Raw genomic sequence first — 22,183 nt, 5'->3', positions numbered from 1 at the left:
TAAAGCGCCACAAGAGTAACTGGAAGAAAAATGGATATCGAGAAAAACCCTCCGCCATTCCTGCCATTGGAGGGTTGAGATTTTCTTTATTCAATAGAGACTTTGGTCATGTGTTCCCACTGTCTCAGCTTGGAGACCATTTGGATCGTTTTAAACTCATGCGGCACCTGAACGTGCAGCACAATTTCTATTTTCGGTTCGACAGGTGTGACCTCTGCAAAAGAAAGATCCTGCTCATTGACCGTAATTTTACGAATCTTAATCTTCTCCTGCTCCATAAAAGACGATACCTTCTCTAATGTGCCAGGCTCGGACAACGTATGAAGCGTAATCACATGCAGCTTGTTACCACGTAAATATCTTAGCTCCAGTTTATTAAACACCCATAGATTCAGGAGCACAAGCACAGTCGAAACGATGGATGCAAAAAAGAAACCCGCACCCGCAGCAAGACCGATCGCCGCGACAACCCAGATCGAAGCTGCGGTTGTAAGCCCAGTAATGGATTTACCTGTGAAAAGTATCGTTCCCGCTCCCAGGAAGCCGACGCCGGTGATTACCGCTGTGGCCAGACGAGCCGGGTCGATCCTGACGTTTAATTCATGTGCAAAATCTTTAAAACCATAAATAGACAGCATCATAATCAGTGCTGACCCAAGACAAACCAGAATATGCGTTCGAAGTCCGGCAGCATGATTGGAACGCTCACGTTCCAGTCCGACCAGGCCGCCAAGCAGCATGGCCAGCAGTAAACGAAGTAAAATATGCCATTCATCAATAAACCAAGGACCGCTCAACGTTTTAGTTCCCCCCTAAGTTGTTCACATGCTTAAAGCTTATTCTTATGAAATGTCGTTAATTCCACTCCCGGTGCAATCTGTACCGCTTCCACGGGTTCAAAACCAAACCGTCTGTACAGATTCACTGCGGGTTGATTGCGTGTGCCTGTAGACACGATGTAACGAGGCAGATGCGAATGCTCTGCAAAAACATGCTGCATAAGTGAAGCAGCAATGCCTTTACGGAAATGATCGGGATGAACCATCATACGTGTAATGGTCAGTGTGTTTTTTTCTTCCTCTGCCACGGCGACCGCACCAAGCAGTTCCCCATCCCCGTCGTCCACGCATCCGTAGAAGGTTTCTCCGCAGTTCTGCAAGGTTTCCATCGTATCCAGCAAAGGCGGAATATCCTGAAATCCGATGATCTTTGCTTCCAGTCGGTAAGCCATATGCTGCAGTCTCCACAACTGGCCTAACGTATCTTCATCACGTAAAGACAATGATTGAATTCTCATCGTTAAAGCAGCTCCTCGTCTCAGGCTGAATAAAACATTGAAACTACATGACACGGTACGTCAGTGTCAGTGTGTTATACAGCAAAAAGAGGCTGTCACAGGGACGAGCCTCTTTCTGTCCGGCCTCACCGGAAGGATTAGCGGTTCAGTACGTCTGTAAGCAGTTGATTGGCGAGGGCAGGATTTGCCTTGCCCTTACTTTCCTTCATGACTTGACCTACAAGGAAACCGATCGCTTTTTGTTTACCTGCCTTGTAATCCTCAACGGATTGCGGGTTATTTGCAACTACTTGCTCCACAATGGCAAGGATAGCTCCTTCGTCACTAATCTGAACAAGTCCCTTCTCTTCAACGATCTGCTGCGGAAGCTTGCCGCTTTCCAGCATTTCCTTGAATACGGTTTTGGCAATTTTGCTGTTGATTGTACCTTTCTCCAGCAAGCCAATCATCTCGCCAAGCCCCTGACCCGTCAGTGGAACCTGCGTTACCTCAAGGTTATTGGTATTGAGATATCCTAACAGGTCACCCATGATCCAGTTGGATACGGATTTGGCGTCCTGTGTATATTTGAGACTGTCTTCAAACAGATCAGCAATCGCTTTGGAGGATGTAATAACCTCCGCATCATAGCTTGGCAGACCATAATCTGCTGTATAACGAGCTTTACGTTGATCCGGCAGCTCTGGAATGGAAGCTCGGATACGCTCCTTCCACTCAGCATCAATATGCAATTTAACCAGATCCGGGTCCGGGAAATAACGGTAGTCATGCGCCTGCTCTTTACCACGCATCGACAATGTTTTGCCCTGAGCCTCGTCCCAGCGGCGTGTCTCCTGAACAACTTCTCCGCCTTCGTCAAGAATCTCGGCCTGACGATACTGCTCATATTCCAGACCGCGCTGTACACCGCGGAAGGAGTTCATGTTTTTCAGCTCCGCCCGTGTACCCAGCTTCTCCTGTCCATGCGGGCGCAAGCTGATGTTGGCGTCACAACGCAGTGACCCCTCTTCCATCTTCACGTCCGACACTTCGCAGTACTGCATGATCGCACGCAGTTTTTCCAGATATGCGCGCGCTTCCTCCGGGGAGGAAATTTCCGGCTCGGAGACAATCTCCACCAGCGGAGTTCCGACACGGTTAAAGTCTACAAGGGAAGCGTAGCCGCCATCGACGTGTGTAAGCTTGCCTGCATCCTCCTCCAGATGCAGACGAGTGATACCGATACGTTTGGTCTCGCCATTGACTTCAATATCAATCCAGCCATTTTCACCGATCGGCTGGTCAAATTGTGAAATCTGATACGCTTTAGGTGAGTCCGGGTAAAAGTAGTTTTTACGGTCAAACTTGCTGACATCAGCAATCGTACAGTTGAGGGCCATCGCTGCTTTCATAGCGTAGTCAACAGCCTGACGATTCAATACAGGCAGGACACCCGGGTGTCCGAGACAAACGGGACAAGTGTGTGTATTAGGCGGTGCTCCAAAAGCGGTAGAGCAGCCACAGAAGATTTTGGAGTTGGTATGCAACTCCACATGGACTTCAAGTCCAACGACCGTTTCATATTTAGTTGCGGACATTTCGATTTACCTCCGTTCCGGGCAGTCTACAGCTGCGGACGCTGCTTGTGGAATGCTGTATTTTGTTCATACGCATGCGCTACGCGCAGTACGGTTGATTCATCAAAAGCTTTACCGATAATCTGCAGGCCAACTGGTAGCCCATCTGCGAATCCGCAAGGGATGCTGACCGCGGGTACGCCCGCCAGACTGACTGGAATAGTCAGAATGTCGTTCAGATACATCGTAAGCGGGTTGTCTACTTGAGACCCCAGTTTAAATGCTGTTGTTGGTGCGGTAGGTCCAATGATCACGTCATATTTGGCAAATACTTCATCAAAGTCCTGTTTAATCAGCGTGCGCACCTTTTGGGCTTTTAAATAATACGCATCATAGTAGCCGGAGCTGAGTGCATAGGTTCCAAGCATAATACGGCGTTTCACTTCGGGACCAAACCCCTGGCTTCTGGACTGGTGATACAAATCCAGCAAATTCTCCGGGTTGTCTGCACGTACACCATAACGTACGCCGTCGAAACGGGCCAGGTTCGAGGAAGCCTCGGAAGAAGCAAGCAGATAATACGTTGCTACTGCGTATTCGGTATGTGGAAGAGAAACCTCTTCCCACGTAGCGCCAAGCCCTTCAAGCACTTTGAGCGCAGCCAGAACGGTCTCTTTGACCTGTGGATCAACGCCCTCACCGATATATTCTTTCGGCACGGCGATACGCAGTCCTTTCACATCACCCGTCAGTGCGCTCAAATAATCCGGGATATCTACATTGGCAGATGTCGAATCCTTGGCATCATATCCGGCAATGGCCTGAAGCACATAAGCAGAATCTTCTACATTTTTGGTCAAAGGTCCGATCTGGTCGAGTGATGACGCAAATGCCACCAAACCAAAACGGGATACAAGTCCGTACGTCGGCTTCAATCCTACAACACCACAGTAAGAAGCAGGCTGACGGATGGAACCACCCGTGTCTGATCCTAGTGTGAAGTAAGCTTCTCCCGCAGCCACCGCGGCAGCTGAGCCGCCGGACGAGCCTCCTGGAACACGATCAAGCGCCCACGGATTGTGCACAGGCGAGAAGCTGGAATTTTCATTGGAACCGCCCATTGCGAATTCATCCATATTCAGTTTGCCAAGAGTGATGGTATCCGCGGCTTTCAGCTTTTCGACAACCGTTGCATCATACACTGGGTCGAAATTGCGAAGAAACTGGCTTCCGCAGGTTGTGCGCAGCCCGTTGGTTACGATGTTGTCCTTGATTCCTACGGGTAAACCGAACAGCAAACCTTTCTCCTCACCGCTAACAAGACGGTCGTCCAGCTGCCGTGCGCGTGCGCGTGCATTCTCCTCATCCAGTGTCAGATAAGCCTTCACCTTGTCGTCATGCGCACCGATATTCTGATACGCCTGATTCACCAGGTCGCTGACCGACAGCTCTTTGGCATGCAGTTTGTTATGTAACTCAGGTAGCGAATGTTCAAATAAACTCACAGTGCTTGTCCTCCCTTCTCTTTATCCGTTATTCCATGACAGCAGGCACTTTGAACTGCCCGTCTTCCTCTTCTGGAGCGTTGTGCATAACCTGTTCAATAGCCAGGCTTTCCTTCGTTTCATCTTCACGCATCACGTTGCTGACATGCAGCACGTGAGTGGTCGGCTCAATGTGTTCTGTGTCCAGCTCATTCAGCTTCTCTGCATATTTCAAGATCGCGTTCAGTTGGCCTGTCAGCGTCTGTTCTTCTTCAGCAGTCAGATTAAGTCTGGCCAGTCTGGCCACATGCTGAACGTCATTATTCGAAATACTCATTACCGGATGCCTCCTTCATTCGTTCTGTGCCTGGGACAGTACCTGAAAACAAAGCGTTCGTTTAACGGGCTAAAGTCCCGGGATAACTTTTTTCATTATAGGTGAGTTGGTTCGACAATTCAATGCAAACGACCCAGCATGTTTTGGAGGAAAAGCGCTTCGGTGTGCCACAACGGACAAAAAGGCAGCGTTTAAGACGCGCTGCCTTTTTGTCCAATCCGTTGAATCGATACCATTTCTCAGATCAAATCCGCTAGCTGCAACATCCGGCGTACCAGTGCTGCTGTCTCCGCACGGGTAACGGTTGCTTTCGGCGCAAGGATTGTACTGCTTCGGCCTGACACAAGCCCTGCCTGAAGGCTGACCATCACGGCTTCTTTAGCCCATGCCGAAACCTCTCCTTTGTCTGCATAACGCGAGAGCTGTCCATCGGCATCCAACGCTGGCTGTTTTTCTGCTCCAGCAAGCTTGAAAGCACGATTCATCAGCAGCATCGCTTCCTCTCGGGTGATCTGCTGCGAAGGCCGGAAGGTTCCATCTTTATAACCGTCGATCAGTCCATAGCCAGAAGCAGTGCTGACCGCGCCTGCGTACCAGTCGCTTGCCTTCACGTCTCCGAAACGATCACCTTCTTGAGCGGTCCGAAGACCCAGCGCCCGAACGAGCACAGCTGCAAATTCAGCCCGGGTAATGCTGGTATTCGGACTGAAGCTATCATCCGATACACCTTCAAGGACCAGACGGGAGGCCAGATCGTTCACGTCCGTTTGTGCCCAGTGCCCGTCAACATCGGTGAATGTCCGGGGATTCCAGATAACACCGTACGTGCTATTGGTCAAACTGTTCATTTGGGCATGGTACACTCCGCCAACTTGCGTAATTTTCGTCGGTACATGGCGCACACTGCCGTCGGCCTCTACAACAATACCAGTCGTCACCCGCGCTGGATCAACCTCGCTGGATAATGCGATATCCCGTTTGACGTATGTGCTGAAACGGTCTACATTAGCAGATTTGTCGCCATACGTAACTACTATGCTGTAATCATACAGTGTGCCTACCAGAGCATAGCCGTTATGCTGAGCATTCGCAGCTGCTGCCAGCACAGTGTCGGCAGAGGCTGGTTCGATTTTCACACTCACGATCATATCCTGCAAGTGCTCATTCGCCCCGAGTTCCTGCGCCAGAGCATTGATATCCACCTGCTCAGAAGGCAGGGAATAGGTAGCACCTGCGGTTTGCAGCACCAGCACTGCTTTTTTGTCTCCCATATGTTTTACCAATTGACCGGTAAGCTTACCGATCACCACATCCTTGCCGCTGCTGTTGACGGGAAGTGTAACGACAGCGCCTGTGCCTTCCGATTCCAGTTTTTGCATGACAACTGGAGCGTCCACTGACAGGGTCAATACATTTTTCCCATTTGTTCGTGTCGTTTTCAATGTGCCAGCTGACTCGGGCTTGCCGTTTACCAGAACGGAAACACCTGTATTCGGCGTTACGCTGCTGGAAGGCAGAGTTCCTGTACTTGTTATTCCAGAGCCTCCAGTCGAGCCTCCACCGGACGTGTTGCCACTACCTGTGTCTGAACCTCCGCCTCCATTGCCGTTATTAGATCCCCCATTGGAGCCACCATTTCCGCCATTGCCTCCACTGCCGCCGTTATTGGAAGAAGTCCAACTGGCGTACAAAATGACATCCGCCGTACCAATCACGAGTGTATCACCTGCGTTATAGCTTTGTCCGCTACCGTCCGCCTTGGTATTCCAGCCTGCAAAGGTATAACCGAACTTGGCCAGATTTCCGGTATTGTCCAGGATGGTGGCACCGGATTGTTTGTGATAGGACTGGCTGTCTACAGGCACGTTTCCTGATGAGGCTTCATTGCTGTTATACGTTACCTTATAGGTTTTAGGCTCGGTATACGACATCACCGTCGCTTTACCGTTTTCCCCATTATCACAATAGGCCGCATACACCGTCCCGTCCGAATTGACAGCCAGTGAAAGAATCAGAGCTACGCCCTTCGAGAAACCTGCATTGCCTACATTGGTCCATCCGTCAGCTTCTCCATACTTCTTGACGGTTGCTTTACCCTGGTTGTCCCAATCCTTATACACGACATACGGGCTTCCCGCCGGGTCAAGAGCGATGGCGACATCTTCAACCATTCCATCTGAAAATCCAGTCATGCCAACTTTGGTCCATGTCCCGGAACCATCGTTTTTCATTACACTCACCTTGTTTCCATTCGGTACATCACGATACGCAATATATACCGTGCCGTTCTGGTCCACAACAGGTGCTATAAAAATTGCCTGTCCGTCGGTAAAGCTGCGGTTGCCGACAGACAACCACGATCCATTCGCTTCGTCATATCGAACGACCGATGCTTTGCTGTTTCCGTCTCCGCCCGTGTATGCTACATAAATCTTCCCATCCATCCTGCTCGTCAAGACAACACCATATATATGACTATAGCTGTTGTAATCGGCGATGTTCATTGGAAGCCATTCATCATTGTGTTCGTTATACTTCATCATTGAAAGCTGATAAGTTTTAATCACAGCTACGTATGGGGTACCATCTTTACCCAAAGCAAGATCAATGACCTGCGCACTGTCTTGGGAAAAGCCGGCATTGCCTACCGTTTGCCATCCTGCCTGCTCCGAATATTTCATGACCGTTGCCTTAAACATATTAGCTCCATCTTTAAAAGCCACGTAGATCGTCCCGTCATGAGCGATCGCCAGTTTGGGTGAAAAAGCAGAACCTGAAGTGAACCCAGGTTGTCCAACTGCAGTCCATCCAGTGACTTCACTGTATTTCATAACAGTTGCTTTAAACGAATTAGCATTGTCTTGATAAACGATATAAGGGGTACCATGCGTATCCAGCACAAAATCCGGTTCAGCTGCAACGTCTTCAGAGAAGCCTTCTTTGCCAACAGGCTTCCATTTTCCTGCCTCATCAACCGGGTTCGGCACCCATTGGGCATACAACGTTATATTGGCGCTGCCCATCGTTGCAATATCTCCTGGCGCATAGCTACCTCCACTTCCATCAGCTGCTGTATTCCATCCAGCAAACGAGTATCCCGTTTTCTCCAGAAGGCCTGTGTTATCTAGAACCGTCGCCCCTGCTTGCTCGATATATTGATTGGGATCCGTAGGCACACTGCCTACCTGAGCACCGTTTCCATCGTAAGTGATGGTGTAGGATGATTTCATACCGAATCTCATCACTGTAGCTTTAGATTGATTTTCTGCATCCTGATAAACAACATACGGTTGATTTGTCTTGTCTAACGCCAGGGAAGGTGTAGATATAACCCCGGCTGAGAAACCCGCTTTTCCGACAGTCTCCCACCCATTTAGACCACCGTACCTCATAACGGTTACTTTATAATCGTTTGCACTATCCTTAAAAGCGACGAACGGTGTGCCTGTCCCATCCACCTGGAGCGAGGGTGAAGAGGCTCTGCCAGGTGAGAAGCCTGTCTCTCCAATTACCTGCCAGGCGCCGGTATCACTAATATATGCGGAAACTGTTACCTTAGATGTATCGTCAATGGAAGCGATGTATGGAATACCTGAAGGACTTAACGCCAGCGACGGTGATGTTGCATAACCTACAGGGATTACAGTTTGTCCCACAGACTCCCAACCATTTGAGCTTTCATAGCTCATGACTTTCGTTTGGAAGGAGCTATCTTGAAAAGCTACATAAGGTATATTGTTCTGATTTAGAACCAATGAAATGGAGTTGGAGACTTCAGGAGAGAAGTCGGCTGATCCCAGCACGTTCCAACCCATGGATTGACTATCGTAACTCATTACCGTAGCCTTCCCACTCACTCCATCTTTGAATGCGATATAAGGATTACCGACCTGATCCAATGCAAGTGCAGGATAATTGGCAGAATTCGGGGTGAATCCGGCTTCTCCTACTGATTGCCAACCGGTATCTTCACTATATTTCATTACAGTAGCCTTATTCTCTGCACTACTATCCTGGTAACTAATATAGGGATGACCTGTCTGATCAAGCACGAGTGTGATTCCACTCGCTGATCCACTGGATAGGCCTCTCTCACCAACCAATTCCCAGCCACTCGATGCACTGTATTTCATAACAGTGGCTTTGAAGTTATCCCCAATATCCGTATAAGCGACATATGTCGTACCATTTTGATCCACTGCCAGCTTGGGAGCTGCGACATCTCCGGCAGAGAAACCTGCGTTGCCTAACAATGCCCACTCTTCATCAACGGAAGCATATGCACGGTGAGTGTCCCATGTCAGAAATAATGGATTTCCTCCAATTATCAGCAGACAGGTTAACAAACTCACTAAAAAATTCTTTTGGTTTTGACGTAACCTTCTCATCTTCAGATCTACCTTCCTTCTCCTCAAAATATAGAAAGAGAATTCTCCCTTTCGCTATGTAATATTTCATGCAGTATTTTAACAGTCCATTCTGAACCGATTCTGAACATCCTAAATCTTCGGAATCTATAAAACAAACAAAAAAGGAGCCGGCATCAGCCGACTCCTGAAATTCAAACAATTAAATCCATGCACGCAGGTTAACCTGCTTTATAAAATCCGCCTGGGACATTACTTCGTTCGCGGTTTCTTCTTCCTCTTCCACAGCTTGAAGCTCTCCATTCATCAAGTGATGAAACAGCTTCTCGTTATGTGTCGCAAGGGCGTAATCTATCAACGCTTCTCGCTCGACCCGCTCAGCTTCCTGCTTCAGCAGAACCTCTTCCAGATCGACGTCGCCGGATGGAACAAAAAAGTTCCGATTCACCAGCGGCACTCGAAGCACGTAATCGAACGCATTGTCCGGATTCCGGTCATAAGCGATGATGTATCCATATTCCCCCACAGGAAGATTCTGCTCAAACGCATCCGCGACGATGACAACCTTCTCTCCTAATCGCAGCATCGTCTAACCTCCTGGTAGTCTATCATTCATATTTATTTGTATAGTCTACTAGAAAAGAATAACGATGTCTAGGAATACTAGATTCAAACAACATATTTGTGCAAAATCTTTTTATAAAGCTCTACATAAGTTGAACTAAATATTTTACACAATCCGCTCCGATGACAGAATAACCTTCCAATCGCTGTTATCCCCAGATTTTTTCAATTCTCTTTTCCAAAGAGAAAATCCGGTGATAAAGGCGACCGCTCCGCTTTTCCAGGTTTTTCCTGCCCTCTCCGTTCATGTGTAAATGAATAGTTAAACTTATATACATCGTTTGATCTGACATATTGATGTTATCTATTTTTTTTGCTTCCCGCCTGTCGTTTACGATCCGTGCGAATGACAATCAGCCAATAGATCAGAAGCGGGCCAGGGAGGCTGGTAATGCCCCATAAGCCCCATAACCAGGGGAAGCGGTCACGTTTGCGTGCATCCCGAAACATCCATGTGCCTTGAAACAAGAGCAGTAATGCCAGAAAAGCGAGCAGAACTGGGGGTATCTCCTCCAGTGAATAATGCAATTTATTCATGATGCACCGTCTCCTTCCGATGCCGGACAAACCATAAAGCAGCAGCAATGATCGCAATAGCGGTACCCATGACTTGTATACCTAAATACACAGCAGGAGCAGAAACAAACAGCAACGTTCCCAGCGTAATCACCATCAGCGAAACAAGCCAGAAGCAGAGCATTTCAACCAGATTGGCTCTATGCTTGATGCGCCTCTGTTCTCTGACACGAGATTCGAGGGATGCAAGTGAAGGAATGTCTGCCGGTTCACATACATCATCCAGCGCTTTCATAGACTGCTGCAGCTGCTGCAGCAGCTCCTTTTCCTGTGTCTTATCAGATCCGCTCATTTTACTCCAGCTCCTTTCTTAATTGACGGAGACCATAAGCCGTACGGGATTTGGCTGTTCCGGCAGGTATGCACAGCATTGCCCCGATCTCATCATAACTATAGCCATAATAATGTTTCAGCAGCACGGTAATGCGATGCTCGGGGGTTAGTCTTGTCATTGCATCCATCACGTCCGTCCACGCTTCGTTTCGACTTTCGAGCTGCCAGCGAAAACGACGAATCGCCTGCTGGCGAACCAGATCGAGCCAGCTTTGTTCTCTCTTCTTACGCCTGATCCTGTCAATATATATTCGGGTTGCAATGGTGATCATCCAGGATGAGAACGCTGATGTGCCATCATACCGCCGTATATTCTCCATACATCGAACCATGGTGTCCTGCACGATCTCTTCAGCCTGATTAGGGTCCATTGTAACTTTGACAAGGTACTTGTATATAAATGAATAATGGCGCTGTAATAGTGCCGCAAGTGCGCTGTCATCTCCCTCTGCCGCTCTGCGAACTTCCTCCAGCTCAGCTGTTTTCATTATGGCTATCACCTGCCTCCTGTTCGATCTGAAGATAATACGACGGACTGCGTCAAAACGTTCAACACCAAATCAGAACATTGCAATCTTATAAAAAAGCGACAATTTCCCGGGCAATCAGACTCCATTTCGGTAATCCTGCAGTTTGTCGAACCAGCGTTGATTGCGGGACCCGTGTTGCAATACGCGGCTATGCCAGATGTTTTGCTGGAACGTAATGCCTTTCTTCTCATGATCTCTCTCAATTAATTTTTCGTTAATAGCGTTTCTCGAACTCTTCGTATCACATTTGAAATTGCTTGTTTCCGTATGAACAGTGTATAGACGGTACTGCTTGTTATTATAACTATTTGTAAGACTGCCGTTAGGTATGTATACTTTCTGACCAGCTGTTTCTTTGATGATCGAATGCATAACAGAATTCAACACAAGTCGTCGATCATCCAGACATGTATATTCCGGTACTTGCTGGGGCTGAAGCACATTTAATTTCTCCACATCCATTCCCCTCACTTCCATCGTTTTATAAGTTATTCTAAAGATTTCACCATGCACTCTGATGACAGATTCACCGGCTATCCAACGTCTTCTATACACACACTTACAGGAGAATAAAAGCTCCGAAAACAAAAAAAGAACGCAAACCGGGTATGGACCACAGTCTGCGTGCTTCGCGAGTTAGGGTATTTCTATTCAACGCTTTAGTTAAGTGATGCCTTAACGCTTGTAACAACTAATAGCTATTCTAATGAAAAATTTGCCGCTTGTCCAGACCTATTTCACATAATGTGTCGAATTATCTTGAGGGAACATAAGGGTTGTTCTGTTTCTCATACCCTATCGTTGTTTTGGGACCGTGACCCGGATAGACAACAACGTCATCAGGAAATGAATACAGCTTGTTCTGTATGGAATCCACCAGATCGCGTTCACGTCCTCCTGTCAGATCCGTTCGGCCAACCCCCATCCGAAAGAGCACATCCCCGGCAAACAAATCCTTTCCACAAAGCAGGCTTACACTGCCCGGCGAGTGACCCGGCGTATGAAAAACCTGAAAGGACTGTCCGATCAGATTCAGCTTCTGACCTTCATCCAATGCAAACTCTGCGGGAGATGCCGTAATCGGCGGTGTGACCTGCGGCCAGTTCAACGAGCCATTCAGCTTTGCCGAAGTAAGCCAGTCGCTTTCAAGGTCATGAAGATATACGGGACATCCCTTGAGCTTGCGAATCTCCTCCACACCACCAATATGATCGAAGTGAGCATGGGTCAAAACAATCGCTTCAATCTCCAGGTCCTGAATCGCTTTGAGCAGTGGGCCTGGATTCATGCCTGGATCAACAATAACCGCTTTGCCCGGGTCCTCCCCCTGTAACAGGTAGGCATTCGTTTGCAACGGCCCGAGTGTAAATGTACGAATATTCAGCATATGAATTAAAAACCCGAAATCAGCTCACGCAGTTCACGAATGATCACTGCATGGGACTCCGTTCCTTCCCCGTAACGTTTCAAAATTTCTTTGCGTGCTTCGGCCATATTGTCCTGATAGTCTGCGGCTTCACGATCAGGGTTCAGTCGTTTGAACTCTACCATAACCTCTTGAACATGTTTCGGACGAGGCCCCCATTGACCAAGCACATGTCCGCCTGTATCTGCAAAAATCACAATTGGCACCGAGCGACCGCCCATCGTCAGAAACTCATCCATCACGTCAGGATGATTCTCCATGATCAGCACTTCGGTTGGAACACCCGAAATCTCCAGTGCTTGAAATACAACCGGAATATTGCGAACTACATCACCGCACCAATCCGCTGCCAGAATCAGCACACGCAGATCATCCCGATAATTCAGACTTTCAAAAAATTCACGATCCTCTTCACTTGCCCAGACAAAGCTGTCATAGTTCGCCTGAAATTCATTCTGATTTTTGGTCATACTTGCGATAAATTCCTTCGGCGGAAGACCTTTACCGAATTTGTGAGATAAATTAGGCTTGGACATTACTTCACACTTCCTTTCTTTTTACGTGCATTCATCCATTTGATGACAAAATAAATAATCAACAGAGCCAGTGCAACGAGCAGAATTGGCGTAATAAATGGCGCCGCCTTCTCGTCAACATGCTTCCACTGATCGCCAAGAACCATTCCTAAATATATAAACAATGCAGTCCAAGGTATAACAGCGAGTGTAGTTAACAAAATGAACTTGCCTGTATGCATTTTCGTGATGCCAGCCGGAATGGAAATCGCATGTCTGACCACCGGAACAAACCGTGCTGTGAAAATAACACCCGTACCATACTTGCGGAACCACTCTTCAGAATGATCGATGTGTTTTTTCTGGATCAGTATGTATTTACCATAACGTTCCAGTACAGGTCTGCCGCCATAACGACCAATCCAGTAAATAAACAGCTGGGCCAGAACCCCGCCCACTGTACCAAAGATCATCGCCCCGAAGAAGTTAATCTGATGCTGGGAAACGAGAAAACCGCCATACGCCAGCACAATTTCACTCGGAATCACCTCCAGCATTAAACCAAGCATGATACCGAAATATCCGAGGCTTTGAATCCAGTCGAATAATTGGCTGACTATGTTATGAATAACGTCCATCTCAACCCTCTTTCTTTGTCCTGAATGGGGGTGCCGTGACGCACCGTGGAGTTTCGTCCTTATTTTATCACAGCCCCCTGAACGTGGCTACTTTGCGAGACATGCACAGTATCCCGCAGACGCGGCTCCGCATATGGTATGGGGAGAGGAGCGTGAGCATATGTCATTCAAATCTGTACCCGGGTCTCCCCCGGTCAAACATAAGCAATCCGGTCAGAACCTGCCTTCTGCCCGTGGAATTCGCCGTGCCTGCAGCAAGGAATTATACCGGACAGCCAAGCGGTTGAAGCTGTACATCTCTCCAGAGCGAATGAAGCAGGCCGAAGAATGCTACTATGCCAAAGTCATCGCGAACCTGTTGTGGATTGGTGAACATCGCAATGACCGCAAAAAGCTGTGTGACTGGTGGAATACCGAAGTCAGCGCAGAGATTGCAGCCCTGTGGGAGATCGACGTCGAACCGCTCAAAGAGGCGTTCAAACATGCCTTTGGCGGATATCGTCTGTAAGAAGAAAAGAATTCCAGGAACAGGCAGACGGGAATATGGCTCGTCAGCCTGTTCAAAGACATGCTGGGACAGATAGGCGATTTCAGGCTGTGCCATGATACAGGACCTAAATTGAAAATATTTTCAGGTACTACATGGTGCTACTTTAATTTGTTAGCCAGGTCTAGCAGTCTCCCAAACGAGCCATCTGCCATCCTGCGCAAGTTCTCACCTGTGGTGACAGCCGACGCTTGTAGCAGGAAACGACGGTCATTGCGCATATGCTCTGCATTGATCTGTACTGCCAGATTTTGATAACGATCATAGATTTGTACTCCGATTGCGGCCGTCTGTCTGGCTTGCTCTGTACGCCCTTGCCTGACTTCTCTCACTGCCGTCTGCTCCATCCAGTACAGCGCAGCACTCTGGGTTTGATGATCATAACGGTTCAGTGCAATGGCTTCTGTCCAATATTGCCCCGCCTGATATCCGTTACCTGCTAGAGACGCCAATCGCCCAAGCTCTGAATAAAGCTCGAAATTATGCGGCGCGTGGGACAAGCCATTCAACAGCACTGCTGTGGCTTCCTGATGTGGCAGCGTGCGTGCAAGAGCAATCGCTACATCTGTCCGTGCCGGATTCAGGCGGTAGGCTGCACGCAGATGCTCATAACGTGTCTCCTTGCTCACCCATTCTTCCCGTGCTTGGCGATACTCCAGTTCCGCCCAAGTGTGCAAAGCTGTCATGCAGACCGTCCCTCCAAGCCAGCATGCAAGCAGCAGCAGGAGTGCATAACGTTTGGATTCGCCTGATATGCGGTGAGAGAAGGCCGTATGGATACAAGTATAGATGCAGCTGCAAGCGCGAACGCATACATTAACGCAGACGAATGCGGGAGCAGTTGACCGCTTGGGTGACCAGGATGAACCACTCAGAGAGGAGTAATGCTGGTTTACTGGTTTCAAGACAGTAGCATCCACTGCGCCTCCATACGCTGAAACTTGAATTCGATCCGCAGCAGAAGCAGGAGATGCCTCTGTAGAATGGTGCTTGGTGAACGGCGGCGGCGACATGAAATCCGCTTCTGCCTTCAGCGCAGCTGCCCATGCCGCGAGCCAGATGACGAGCATCCAGGCTAGCGCAAAGCTCCAGTCGAAGTCCACTGCACCATGCAGGACGAAGACAAGCACGGGCGGCAGCAGCTGCGGTGCGAAGCAGCGGATGCTGCGCAGGGTGAGGAGCATCCACCCTGCCAGCAGCGCGATGCCAAGCAGGCCCGTATCCAGGGCCAGATCGAGCAGCCCGCTGTGAACCTCGCCGCCGACGTACGGCGAGGACTGGATGGCGCGGAACATGGTGCGCCATGTGTCTCCCCCGTGGCCGAGCCATGCGGCCTCGTTCCACAGCCGCAGGGCATCCCGCCACATCCGTAAGCGGGATGTGCCTGTGCCGACACCCGCCGCGAAGCGATCGGCGGTGGAGGCAGCGGCCATAAGTGCAGCGGCGATGCACGCCAGCACCAGGGCCGCCATGGCAGCGGCGCGGCCCTTTCGGGCGCCGCTGTGCCACAGACGGCACAGCAGCAGCGTGCCGAGCAGCGCAGCTGCCCATGCCCCGGCCACGGCCAGCAGGCCGGGCACGGGTGCAGGCGCCAGCTGGGCGGCAGCCAGCTGGCGGTAGAGCCAGGCCGCGCACGCCAGCGGCGCGGCCACGGCCAGCAGCAGCGGCACGCGGGCACCGCGCCGCTGCAGGGCAAAGGCGGCGACCGCGGCGCAGCCGGTCGCCAGCAAAGCGCCGCGCGACTCGCTCAGCAGGAGCGCGGCTTGCGCAGGCATGAGCGGCAGCACCGCCGCGAAGAGTCGGCGGGCCGGGGCAGCACGCCCGGCCAGCACCCCCGCGGCGGCAGTCAGCCGCTCCAATGCGTACATGCCAACAATGGAACCGTACGCATTGGGGTACTGCAGCAATCCGCCGAGCCTTGCGCCGGCGGAGCTAATCTCGGGGTCTGCTGTACGCATGACCCCGTAAGGCAGCGGCAGCACGCCGCACACGGCCAACAGGCCGCTCAGCACAAGCACGCCGCCAGCCAGCTGCCAGCCACAGGCAAGCCAGCGCACACCACCCGGGCTCACGGCTAGCAGCGCCGCGAGCAGGGCAAACATCGCCAGCAGGCTCCAGCGCAGCATTTCATGCATGCTGCCCTGCGTGCTTGCCGAGCCCGCCCAGACATGTACGGCATAACACAGCATCATTGCCGCAGGAAAAGCGACCAGCAGCAAGCAAGCTCTGCGCAGATGCATTGACTTTGACCTCACGAAGCCCGGTTCAGCCTGTTCTGACATCCTCGCACCTCTACTGTACATCACAAGCGACAGCGCCACGATGACACCTGTCATTCCAATAACCGGATACATGTCGGCAGCGTTAAACAGCCCTCTGCGCAAACATCCTGCCAGTAAAATAACCACCATGCTTAATCCGATGATGGTTGTGTATTTTGATTCTATCCTGTGCCAGTCACGTTTCTTTTGCTCGATTCCGTCCCATTCCGTTACAGGCCCCTTTGAACTTGAGCTCCATAATTGTTGTGGACCAGCTATACCGTTATATGTATTGTGTTGACCTTGCAAATAGCACCCGTATTCCGCACGTCCACTCGAACCCTGCAAAAGATATGAATGATCGTGCTCTTCCCTACCTTTCTCCCGCGCAGCATTAACTTGCTTCTTGTAATCCGTTTCCGCTTCATTTCCCGCTCCTGTTCCATCATATTCTCCTGCTGTCCCTGCCTCTCGTACAGCCTTATCTGTCTTCGCGTTTGCACTTTTCATTCCACACCTCCTCTGCGCTTCAAACGCTTTCAGCCTTCACACAACTTCTCTCAGCAATCACAGAAACAAAAAAAGACAGAAGGTGCCCATTCCGGGTCCTTCTGCCCAATGTCCGCCGAGCTGCAAGATCAGTTCATGTTCGACAATGACAGTCCTATCTTTTTCATGAGCCTCACTTACGCAGGTGCTGACAAGTTTCCTTTATCACGGATTTATCCAATCTGCGTCACAGAATCCATACTTTATCCCAATATCTGCGCATCGAGTAAGGCGACCCTTGCATCAGTATGTCCCTTTCCTCACTTGTGCAGACCATGCAGATAACATGTAACTGTCTTGTTTTATCAAACTGTTTTCTTTCGCTCATTCACCAAAACTTCCTTACCTTCGGCTGCATCACAATTGCTACGTTTTCACCAAAGCGTTACTTGCAATCCGTTCTTCCACTCATCCCACAAGCTAATGCAGGTTACACTTCGCAGCACTTTGAAGCGTTTCTTTATTCACTTTGCCCGCAGTTTTGCTGCCTTCCACCGGAAGCAGGTCCGCACAAGCACGCTCCAGATACGGATCGGCTTGAATAAAATCGCGGAATGCGATGTATTCACTCCACATGTCCTGAACCTGACCCGCCTGACCGCGAACGGCGCGAATCAGAATATTTTTGGGTGTATTCTCGAGGTCAATAAATTCGAGCAGCTGTGTCTTATATCCCATCACATCCAGCAGCTTGGCACGAATACCGTCCGTAGCAAGTGCGGAGAAACGTTCCTTCAGAATGCCGTGAGACAGCATCGGGTTCATAACGGAAGCCTCGACCTGATCATACAGCTCATGCTGACAGCAAGGCACGGACAGAATGACGGATGCTCCCCAGCGTACCGCCTTCTCCAATGCCGCATCCGTAGCCGTATCACAGGCATGCAGGGTAACCACCATGTCCACCTCGTTCAGCTCATCGTAATCTGCAATGTCTCCAACGAGGAATTTCAGATCACCATAGTTCAAACGTCTGGCCAGATCATTACAATGCTCGATTACGTCCGCCTTGAGATCAAGACCGATAATCTTGAGGGAACGACGCTGCAGCACAGATAAATAATGGTACAACGCAAACGTCAGATACGACTTGCCGCAGCCAAAATCAACGATGGTCAGCGGACGCCCTTCCGGCAGATGCGGAATGACATCCTGCACCATCTCCAGAAAACGATTGATCTGTCTGAACTTGTCGTACTTGCGTGCAAGCACATGTCCCTGCTCATTCATAATGCCAAGCTCGACGAGGAAAGAAACCGGAACGCCCTCCTCCAGCACATACTGCTTTTTGCGATTATGGGACAGGTCCGCTGCTGTTTTGGATGGAGACTTGGTCAGAATCGATACTTTATATTTTTTGCTGATCAGAATTTGATAATCCGCTTCTGCCGTACAGAGCAATCCCTGACGAAAGGTCTCTTCACATAACAAAGTCATGCGCTCCATCGCTTCAGTCGGGGTCAGATTCTCATGCAGCACTTTATTGGAATAATGAAAAGCAAACTGGTAATGAAGCTGATTTTTCAGCGTAACCGGCTTCACCTGCACTTTGGTAAACGAGACATTGTCCCGTCTGCGCAGCTGACTCCAGGTCGCCGTAATCAGCGAGTTCTGTTCAAAAATATCTTGTATAAGCTTTCGCAACGAATCCACGGGGTACATCTCACTTTCGATTTGGTTTGGTCAACCGTTACCATACCATAATTCTGTTCCCTCTCCAAGTGACTGTTATTCATTCACCTGCTGACGTTTGCTCTCCAGAGCTTCAAGCTGTGTCAGTCCCTCTTCAACCTCGTCTCGCGGCAAGCCGCCCTGCTCCAGCTGCTCATCCGTAAGCTTTGTTAATCGCTCGTAGAACGCCCTCGCATCCGCCACATACTGCACGGGATACTCCGCCCCAAGATGAAGCAATCTATACCAGCTATTCTCGGCCGCATCATATCGCGCCTGTTGTTCCCGATACAGTGCAAGCTGTTTTTCCGTTCGGGCCGGAAGCTCATATCCTTGAATTTGCGCTATGACTTCCTCTATACGATCAGGCACTTGCAGCAGTTCGCGATTAGCACCATGGTTCATGGCGTACAGGTAAAAATGCAAAGCTCGCATCAATCGCACAAGCGCCGCATCCTCCGCTTCCATTTTCTCCTGATCATCAATGCCCTCTACTCTGGCCTTCTCCTGATAAATATATGCCTCTTCCTCTATGAGTCTCGCTGCTTGCTGCAGGTTGTCTACCTCTATTACACCGCGAAAACGGAACATCTCAATTACATCCTCTGCGGGCAGAGAGTTCAGCAAAGATAGATTCATGCCGAATTGTCTGCGCATCAGCTCATCCAGTTCAGACAAGGCCTCTGTATGTTTGCGTTGCTGTCTCAGTGTAAAAGCCTTGCCAATCGCCTCTGTCATTTCCTCCATCATGCGGAGCAGATAATCCTTCCTGAACATCGGTGCGCCCCCTCATATCTTCGATCATCATCAAACGTGCTGTGTCATTGGTGTATAGGGTTTATTTTAATTCATGCCGTAAAAAAAAGCGAAAGTCCGGCTTCCCCTGAGGTATGAAGCCGGGCAGTGAAACAAACGAAGCCCTTGCCTGTCCATATCAACGGACAAACAAGGGCTTCTATGGACACTTGGGTTCCATATCATATTTTGGGCATCCGCCCAGTTGTTGGAACATCTTATACTTAGTCAGATAAACCTGCCATGAATTGTTTAATTACCTGAATCAACTCTTCTGGTGCTTCATACATGCTCATATGTCCTGCACCAGCAATTGTAGCCTGTACAATATGCGGCTTGTCACTTGTAAAGGTGCGCTCAGGTGGAATAAGTCCGTCTTTCTCTCCTGCCACAAGCAGTACAGGCATCGGTGCTGCCGACAACACATCGCGGCGATCCGGACGTTCACGCATGGCGAGCGCTGCTCCGATTGCACCTTGAGGTGCAGTCTTGTAACCGATCTCTTTGACACGATTCACATGGGCAGATAACGATTCCACATGCTCCGGTGCAAACAGGCCTGGCACCAGTCCATCCACAAAATTCACGATGCCCTCAGACTGAATGGTCGATACTGCTCGCAAACGTTTCTCCTTCGCCTCGTCACTGTCCGGGAATGCTGTCGAATGGATCAGACCAAAGGCATTCAGGTGCTCCGGGTGATGCTGTGCAATCGCCAGCGCAATATATCCCCCCATGGAATGCCCCAGAATGACGGCTTTCTCTACTTCCAGCTCATCCAGCAGCTGCAGTACATCATTGCCCATCTGTTCAATCGTGTAGCTGCCAACCGGTGCATCCGTTTTGCCGTGTCCACGCAGATCAGGTACGATACAACGATAGCTGCGGGCCAGCTCCGGCACCACTTCATCCCAATATGATGAACTGCCGCAGAATCCGTGAAGCAGCACAAGTGCCTCTCCCTTACCCTGCTCGGCATAACAAATCGTCGTTCCATCACACATCACTTTTTCCATATTAATCCCTCTCTCTGCGCGAATGTAATAGTTCAGGTTGTATATTATTAAGCATTCAGCTCATGAATGAAACGCTTCCCGGTTATTCCAGGCCTCACATACCGCATCAGCCAGAATTCGGGACATCTCCATCACCAGATACAGTGAAGTCATCTGTAAAATGGAATACGGCCTTGGTCCATTCACATTCACCACAGCAGCCACGCTGTATTTTCCTACCGGAGGCAAACTGCCGCCGACCGCTTCCGCAGGAAGCAGTGCATCCTCCGACACATAGTATGTCCCGGCGGCATCTTTCGGGCCCAAACATGCATCGATTGCAATCACGGCATGGTGTGCCGGGATAGACGCCAGCTTTTGCGCAAAGGTATCCGCATCACAAGGAGACGCCAGCGTGCCGATCACATGAGGCATACCGCGTTCCTCCAGCAGAGTACCTGTCATCGGGCCAAGCGCATCCCCGGTCGAACGATCGGTACCAATACACAGAAACGTAATTTCGTCCGGGGTATGCCGCTGTGTGATCTTTTTGAAAAAAAGAGCAAGCTGGTCTCCAGGTATGCCTCTGCGCATGCCCCGGGTCTGCTGCCGGACCAGTTCTCGTTTGTATACAGCCAAACTTGACTGCCTCCCTTCCCGCTATGGCACACTGTCATTTCTGACAGGCTTTAGCGCTGTCTTTGCTTCCAGTAAGTAACCCCGCTCTATTCTCACATTGTAACCGATGCATGGTATCCCCGCAAAATCATTGGCTTGTGCCCTTCTAGTCATGCTACAATAACAGGAGTTTCCGTTTGGAAAAAGGATCAGATCAACCCATCCCCGGAGATGGAAAGGATGAAGTGAACGATGGATTTAACACAAGCAACAGCAGAAAACATGGAATATATGATTGAAGCGATCAAAACCAAACTGCGGATGGCCAGCGGCGCGGCAATGCAAGCTTCAGCATTTCCACTTGAGAAATATGAGGATCTGCAGGATTTATACGAGATGGTTATGAGCAAAGAGCACCTGAGCATCTCCGAAGTGGAGGCCGTTGCTTCCGAACTGGGTAATTTGCGTAAATAAGCGTTAGCTTGAATATTACCCTTCATTCGACAAAGCTCACAATCCAAAAAAGGACTTGTCTTATATCAGCATACTGATACAGGACAAGTCCTTTTTGGCTATCTCCTATCTCCTATTTCCGATTTCCTGTTTCCTTGTTCCAGCCTTATTTCCACAATGCTCTTCACTTTAAGGCAGATCAATAAGGACAAATTCAGCTGGCTCACTGCCTGCGCTTGTCATATGCAGATCACAGCTTTTGCGAATTCGGGCGGCATCCCCCGGCTTGAGATCAAAATTGCCATCCGAGCACTGGAGTTCGAGATGACCGTTCATCAGAAAGAGATGGGTACGGCGCTCCTCATGCTGGGGAAACATTAATTTTTTGCCCGACTCCAGCTTGGATAGATAACAGGTTACGTCCTGAGCGATACGCAGACCATTTTCGTTCAAACTCTCATTCGCTCGATTTGATGTGCCTGATACCATCGGATACCACTAGTCATGCGTTAAACCTGACATGAATAATCAGCAAAAAAAAAGTGAATTTAGACTTCCAAACCATAAAAAAATCCCCTAATGTAAAAGTGTGGCACATGTTATCCACGACT

At 49.7% G+C, this 22,183-nt stretch carries 23 protein-coding genes; 2 read left to right on the top strand and 21 right to left on the bottom strand.

Features of this window, described 5'->3' with window-relative positions:
• Positions 1-86: 86 nt before the first annotated feature.
• The 14 genes from ACQSGY_RS30285 to ACQSGY_RS30220 all read right to left on the bottom strand — a co-directional run bounded on the left by ACQSGY_RS30285 (position 87) and on the right by ACQSGY_RS30220 (position 13,683).
• On the bottom strand, positions 87-797 hold the full coding sequence (locus ACQSGY_RS30285) for an MgtC/SapB family protein (protein ID WP_111268431.1): 711 nt from the start codon (positions 795-797) through the stop codon (positions 87-89).
• A gap of 32 nt (positions 798-829) precedes the next feature.
• Positions 830-1,297: a GNAT family N-acetyltransferase gene (locus tag ACQSGY_RS30280; RefSeq protein ID WP_427182313.1), complete on the bottom strand. Its 468-nt coding sequence runs from the start codon at positions 1,295-1,297 to the stop codon at positions 830-832.
• Between the two features lie 137 nt (positions 1,298-1,434).
• Positions 1,435-2,874 (bottom strand): Asp-tRNA(Asn)/Glu-tRNA(Gln) amidotransferase subunit GatB, encoded by a 1,440-nt coding sequence (gene gatB / locus ACQSGY_RS30275; RefSeq protein ID WP_111268429.1) that lies wholly within the window; start codon positions 2,872-2,874, stop codon positions 1,435-1,437.
• Positions 2,875-2,900: 26 nt separating this feature from the next.
• A complete protein-coding gene (gene gatA, locus ACQSGY_RS30270) occupies positions 2,901-4,358 on the bottom strand; it encodes an Asp-tRNA(Asn)/Glu-tRNA(Gln) amidotransferase subunit GatA (RefSeq protein ID WP_145406053.1) in 1,458 nt (485 codons plus the stop codon).
• Between the two features lie 28 nt (positions 4,359-4,386).
• Positions 4,387-4,674 carry an Asp-tRNA(Asn)/Glu-tRNA(Gln) amidotransferase subunit GatC gene (gene gatC / locus ACQSGY_RS30265; RefSeq protein ID WP_145406052.1) on the bottom strand — a complete coding sequence of 96 codons (288 nt, stop codon included), beginning with the start codon at positions 4,672-4,674 and terminating at the stop codon, positions 4,387-4,389.
• A gap of 239 nt (positions 4,675-4,913) precedes the next feature.
• A complete protein-coding gene (locus ACQSGY_RS30260) occupies positions 4,914-9,026 on the bottom strand; it encodes an S-layer homology domain-containing protein (RefSeq protein ID WP_427182310.1) in 4,113 nt (1,370 codons plus the stop codon).
• A gap of 217 nt (positions 9,027-9,243) precedes the next feature.
• Positions 9,244-9,627: an ATPase gene (locus ACQSGY_RS30255; RefSeq protein WP_111268426.1), complete on the bottom strand. Its 384-nt coding sequence runs from the start codon at positions 9,625-9,627 to the stop codon at positions 9,244-9,246.
• 338 nt (positions 9,628-9,965) lie between these two features.
• Positions 9,966-10,202, bottom strand: a complete 237-nt coding sequence (locus ACQSGY_RS30250; RefSeq protein WP_427182308.1) for a sigmaY antisigma factor component — start codon at positions 10,200-10,202, stop codon at positions 9,966-9,968.
• Positions 10,195-10,533, bottom strand: a complete 339-nt coding sequence (locus tag ACQSGY_RS30245) for a YxlC family protein (protein ID WP_427182306.1) — start codon at positions 10,531-10,533, stop codon at positions 10,195-10,197. Before ACQSGY_RS30245 ends, ACQSGY_RS30250 begins: the two co-directional genes overlap by 8 nt.
• 1 nt (position 10,534) lies before the next feature.
• Positions 10,535-11,062 (bottom strand): RNA polymerase sigma factor SigY, encoded by a 528-nt coding sequence (gene sigY / locus ACQSGY_RS30240; RefSeq protein ID WP_427182304.1) that lies wholly within the window; start codon positions 11,060-11,062, stop codon positions 10,535-10,537.
• Between the two features lie 117 nt (positions 11,063-11,179).
• A complete protein-coding gene (locus tag ACQSGY_RS30235; protein ID WP_427182303.1) occupies positions 11,180-11,581 on the bottom strand; it encodes a hypothetical protein in 402 nt (133 codons plus the stop codon).
• Positions 11,582-11,858: 277 nt separating this feature from the next.
• The gene (locus ACQSGY_RS30230; RefSeq protein WP_427182302.1) at positions 11,859-12,491 is read right to left on the bottom strand and encodes an MBL fold metallo-hydrolase; all 633 of its coding nucleotides are present in this window, start codon (positions 12,489-12,491) and stop codon (positions 11,859-11,861) included.
• Positions 12,492-12,496: 5 nt separating this feature from the next.
• Positions 12,497-13,066 (bottom strand): thioredoxin family protein, encoded by a 570-nt coding sequence (locus ACQSGY_RS30225; protein ID WP_427182300.1) that lies wholly within the window; start codon positions 13,064-13,066, stop codon positions 12,497-12,499.
• The gene (locus ACQSGY_RS30220; RefSeq protein ID WP_188594194.1) at positions 13,066-13,683 is read right to left on the bottom strand and encodes a DedA family protein; all 618 of its coding nucleotides are present in this window, start codon (positions 13,681-13,683) and stop codon (positions 13,066-13,068) included. The genes ACQSGY_RS30225 and ACQSGY_RS30220 overlap by 1 nt, the downstream gene beginning before the upstream one ends.
• Positions 13,684-13,843: 160 nt before the next feature.
• Here ACQSGY_RS30220 and ACQSGY_RS30215 point away from each other — a divergent pair, with 160 nt between their 5' ends.
• Complete coding sequence (locus tag ACQSGY_RS30215; RefSeq protein ID WP_111268418.1) at positions 13,844-14,191, top strand: dehydrogenase; 348 nt, start codon at positions 13,844-13,846, stop codon at positions 14,189-14,191.
• Positions 14,192-14,331: 140 nt separating this feature from the next.
• Here the strand turns inward: ACQSGY_RS30215 and ACQSGY_RS30210 are convergent, their stop codons facing one another.
• The 6 genes from ACQSGY_RS30210 to yyaC all read right to left on the bottom strand — a co-directional run bounded on the left by ACQSGY_RS30210 (position 14,332) and on the right by yyaC (position 21,140).
• On the bottom strand, positions 14,332-17,001 hold the full coding sequence (locus ACQSGY_RS30210) for an O-antigen ligase family protein (RefSeq protein WP_427182298.1): 2,670 nt from the start codon (positions 16,999-17,001) through the stop codon (positions 14,332-14,334).
• Between the two features lie 226 nt (positions 17,002-17,227).
• Entirely contained in the window at positions 17,228-17,368 is a 141-nt protein-coding gene (locus tag ACQSGY_RS30205; RefSeq protein ID WP_427182296.1) for a hypothetical protein, read from the bottom strand.
• A 92-nt stretch (positions 17,369-17,460) separates the two neighbouring features.
• Positions 17,461-18,702 (bottom strand): class I SAM-dependent methyltransferase, encoded by a 1,242-nt coding sequence (locus ACQSGY_RS30200; RefSeq protein ID WP_427182295.1) that lies wholly within the window; start codon positions 18,700-18,702, stop codon positions 17,461-17,463.
• Positions 18,703-18,768: 66 nt separating this feature from the next.
• Complete coding sequence (locus ACQSGY_RS30195; protein ID WP_427182294.1) at positions 18,769-19,488, bottom strand: DUF6483 family protein; 720 nt, start codon at positions 19,486-19,488, stop codon at positions 18,769-18,771.
• A 242-nt stretch (positions 19,489-19,730) separates the two neighbouring features.
• Positions 19,731-20,522 carry an alpha/beta fold hydrolase gene (locus ACQSGY_RS30190; protein ID WP_427182292.1) on the bottom strand — a complete coding sequence of 264 codons (792 nt, stop codon included), beginning with the start codon at positions 20,520-20,522 and terminating at the stop codon, positions 19,731-19,733.
• A gap of 60 nt (positions 20,523-20,582) precedes the next feature.
• Positions 20,583-21,140 (bottom strand): spore protease YyaC, encoded by a 558-nt coding sequence (yyaC, locus tag ACQSGY_RS30185; RefSeq protein ID WP_427182291.1) that lies wholly within the window; start codon positions 21,138-21,140, stop codon positions 20,583-20,585.
• Positions 21,141-21,371: 231 nt separating this feature from the next.
• Between yyaC and ACQSGY_RS30180 the strand changes: the two genes are divergently transcribed.
• The gene (locus ACQSGY_RS30180; protein ID WP_111268413.1) at positions 21,372-21,593 is read left to right on the top strand and encodes a DUF1128 domain-containing protein; all 222 of its coding nucleotides are present in this window, start codon (positions 21,372-21,374) and stop codon (positions 21,591-21,593) included.
• A gap of 168 nt (positions 21,594-21,761) precedes the next feature.
• Here ACQSGY_RS30180 and ACQSGY_RS30175 read toward each other — a convergent pair whose 3' ends face one another.
• On the bottom strand, positions 21,762-22,061 hold the full coding sequence (locus ACQSGY_RS30175; protein ID WP_427182290.1) for a hypothetical protein: 300 nt from the start codon (positions 22,059-22,061) through the stop codon (positions 21,762-21,764).
• Between the last annotated feature and the right edge of the window lie 122 nt (positions 22,062-22,183).

The sequence above is a fragment of the Paenibacillus sp. TC-CSREp1 genome (assembly GCF_050171015.1).
Taxonomy (GTDB): Bacteria; Bacillota; Bacilli; order Paenibacillales; family Paenibacillaceae; genus Paenibacillus; species Paenibacillus silvae.
The sequence above is the reverse complement of the archived record's forward strand: the minus strand, read 5'-3'. Positions and strand labels throughout refer to the sequence as shown.

Bases quoted from the DNA above. Each gene is read 5' to 3' on its own strand.
- ACQSGY_RS30235 (WP_427182303.1), bottom strand. From the start codon at position 11,581: ATGGAAGTGAGGGGAATGGATGTGGAGAAATTAAATGTGCTTCAGCCC.
- ACQSGY_RS30210 (WP_427182298.1), bottom strand. From the start codon at position 17,001: ATGAAAAGTGCAAACGCGAAGACAGATAAGGCTGTACGAGAGGCAGGG.
- ACQSGY_RS30180 (WP_111268413.1), top strand. From the start codon at position 21,372: ATGGATTTAACACAAGCAACAGCAGAAAACATGGAATATATGATTGAA.
- ACQSGY_RS30220 (WP_188594194.1), bottom strand. From the start codon at position 13,683: ATGGACGTTATTCATAACATAGTCAGCCAATTATTCGACTGGATTCAA.
- ACQSGY_RS30215 (WP_111268418.1), top strand. From the start codon at position 13,844: ATGTCATTCAAATCTGTACCCGGGTCTCCCCCGGTCAAACATAAGCAA.
- ACQSGY_RS30230 (WP_427182302.1), bottom strand. From the start codon at position 12,491: ATGCTGAATATTCGTACATTTACACTCGGGCCGTTGCAAACGAATGCC.
- gatC (WP_145406052.1), bottom strand. From the start codon at position 4,674: ATGAGTATTTCGAATAATGACGTTCAGCATGTGGCCAGACTGGCCAGA.
- ACQSGY_RS30225 (WP_427182300.1), bottom strand. From the start codon at position 13,066: ATGTCCAAGCCTAATTTATCTCACAAATTCGGTAAAGGTCTTCCGCCG.
- ACQSGY_RS30280 (WP_427182313.1), bottom strand. From the start codon at position 1,297: ATGAGAATTCAATCATTGTCTTTACGTGATGAAGATACGTTAGGCCAG.
- sigY (WP_427182304.1), bottom strand. From the start codon at position 11,062: ATGAAAACAGCTGAGCTGGAGGAAGTTCGCAGAGCGGCAGAGGGAGAT.
- ACQSGY_RS30195 (WP_427182294.1), bottom strand. From the start codon at position 19,488: ATGTTCAGGAAGGATTATCTGCTCCGCATGATGGAGGAAATGACAGAG.
- ACQSGY_RS30245 (WP_427182306.1), bottom strand. From the start codon at position 10,533: ATGAGCGGATCTGATAAGACACAGGAAAAGGAGCTGCTGCAGCAGCTG.
- ACQSGY_RS30255 (WP_111268426.1), bottom strand. From the start codon at position 9,627: ATGCTGCGATTAGGAGAGAAGGTTGTCATCGTCGCGGATGCGTTTGAG.
- ACQSGY_RS30250 (WP_427182308.1), bottom strand. From the start codon at position 10,202: ATGAATAAATTGCATTATTCACTGGAGGAGATACCCCCAGTTCTGCTC.
- ACQSGY_RS30200 (WP_427182295.1), bottom strand. From the start codon at position 18,702: ATGTACCCCGTGGATTCGTTGCGAAAGCTTATACAAGATATTTTTGAA.
- ACQSGY_RS30205 (WP_427182296.1), bottom strand. From the start codon at position 17,368: ATGAGCGAAAGAAAACAGTTTGATAAAACAAGACAGTTACATGTTATC.
- gatB (WP_111268429.1), bottom strand. From the start codon at position 2,874: ATGTCCGCAACTAAATATGAAACGGTCGTTGGACTTGAAGTCCATGTG.
- ACQSGY_RS30190 (WP_427182292.1), bottom strand. From the start codon at position 20,522: ATGGAAAAAGTGATGTGTGATGGAACGACGATTTGTTATGCCGAGCAG.
- ACQSGY_RS30175 (WP_427182290.1), bottom strand. From the start codon at position 22,061: ATGGTATCAGGCACATCAAATCGAGCGAATGAGAGTTTGAACGAAAAT.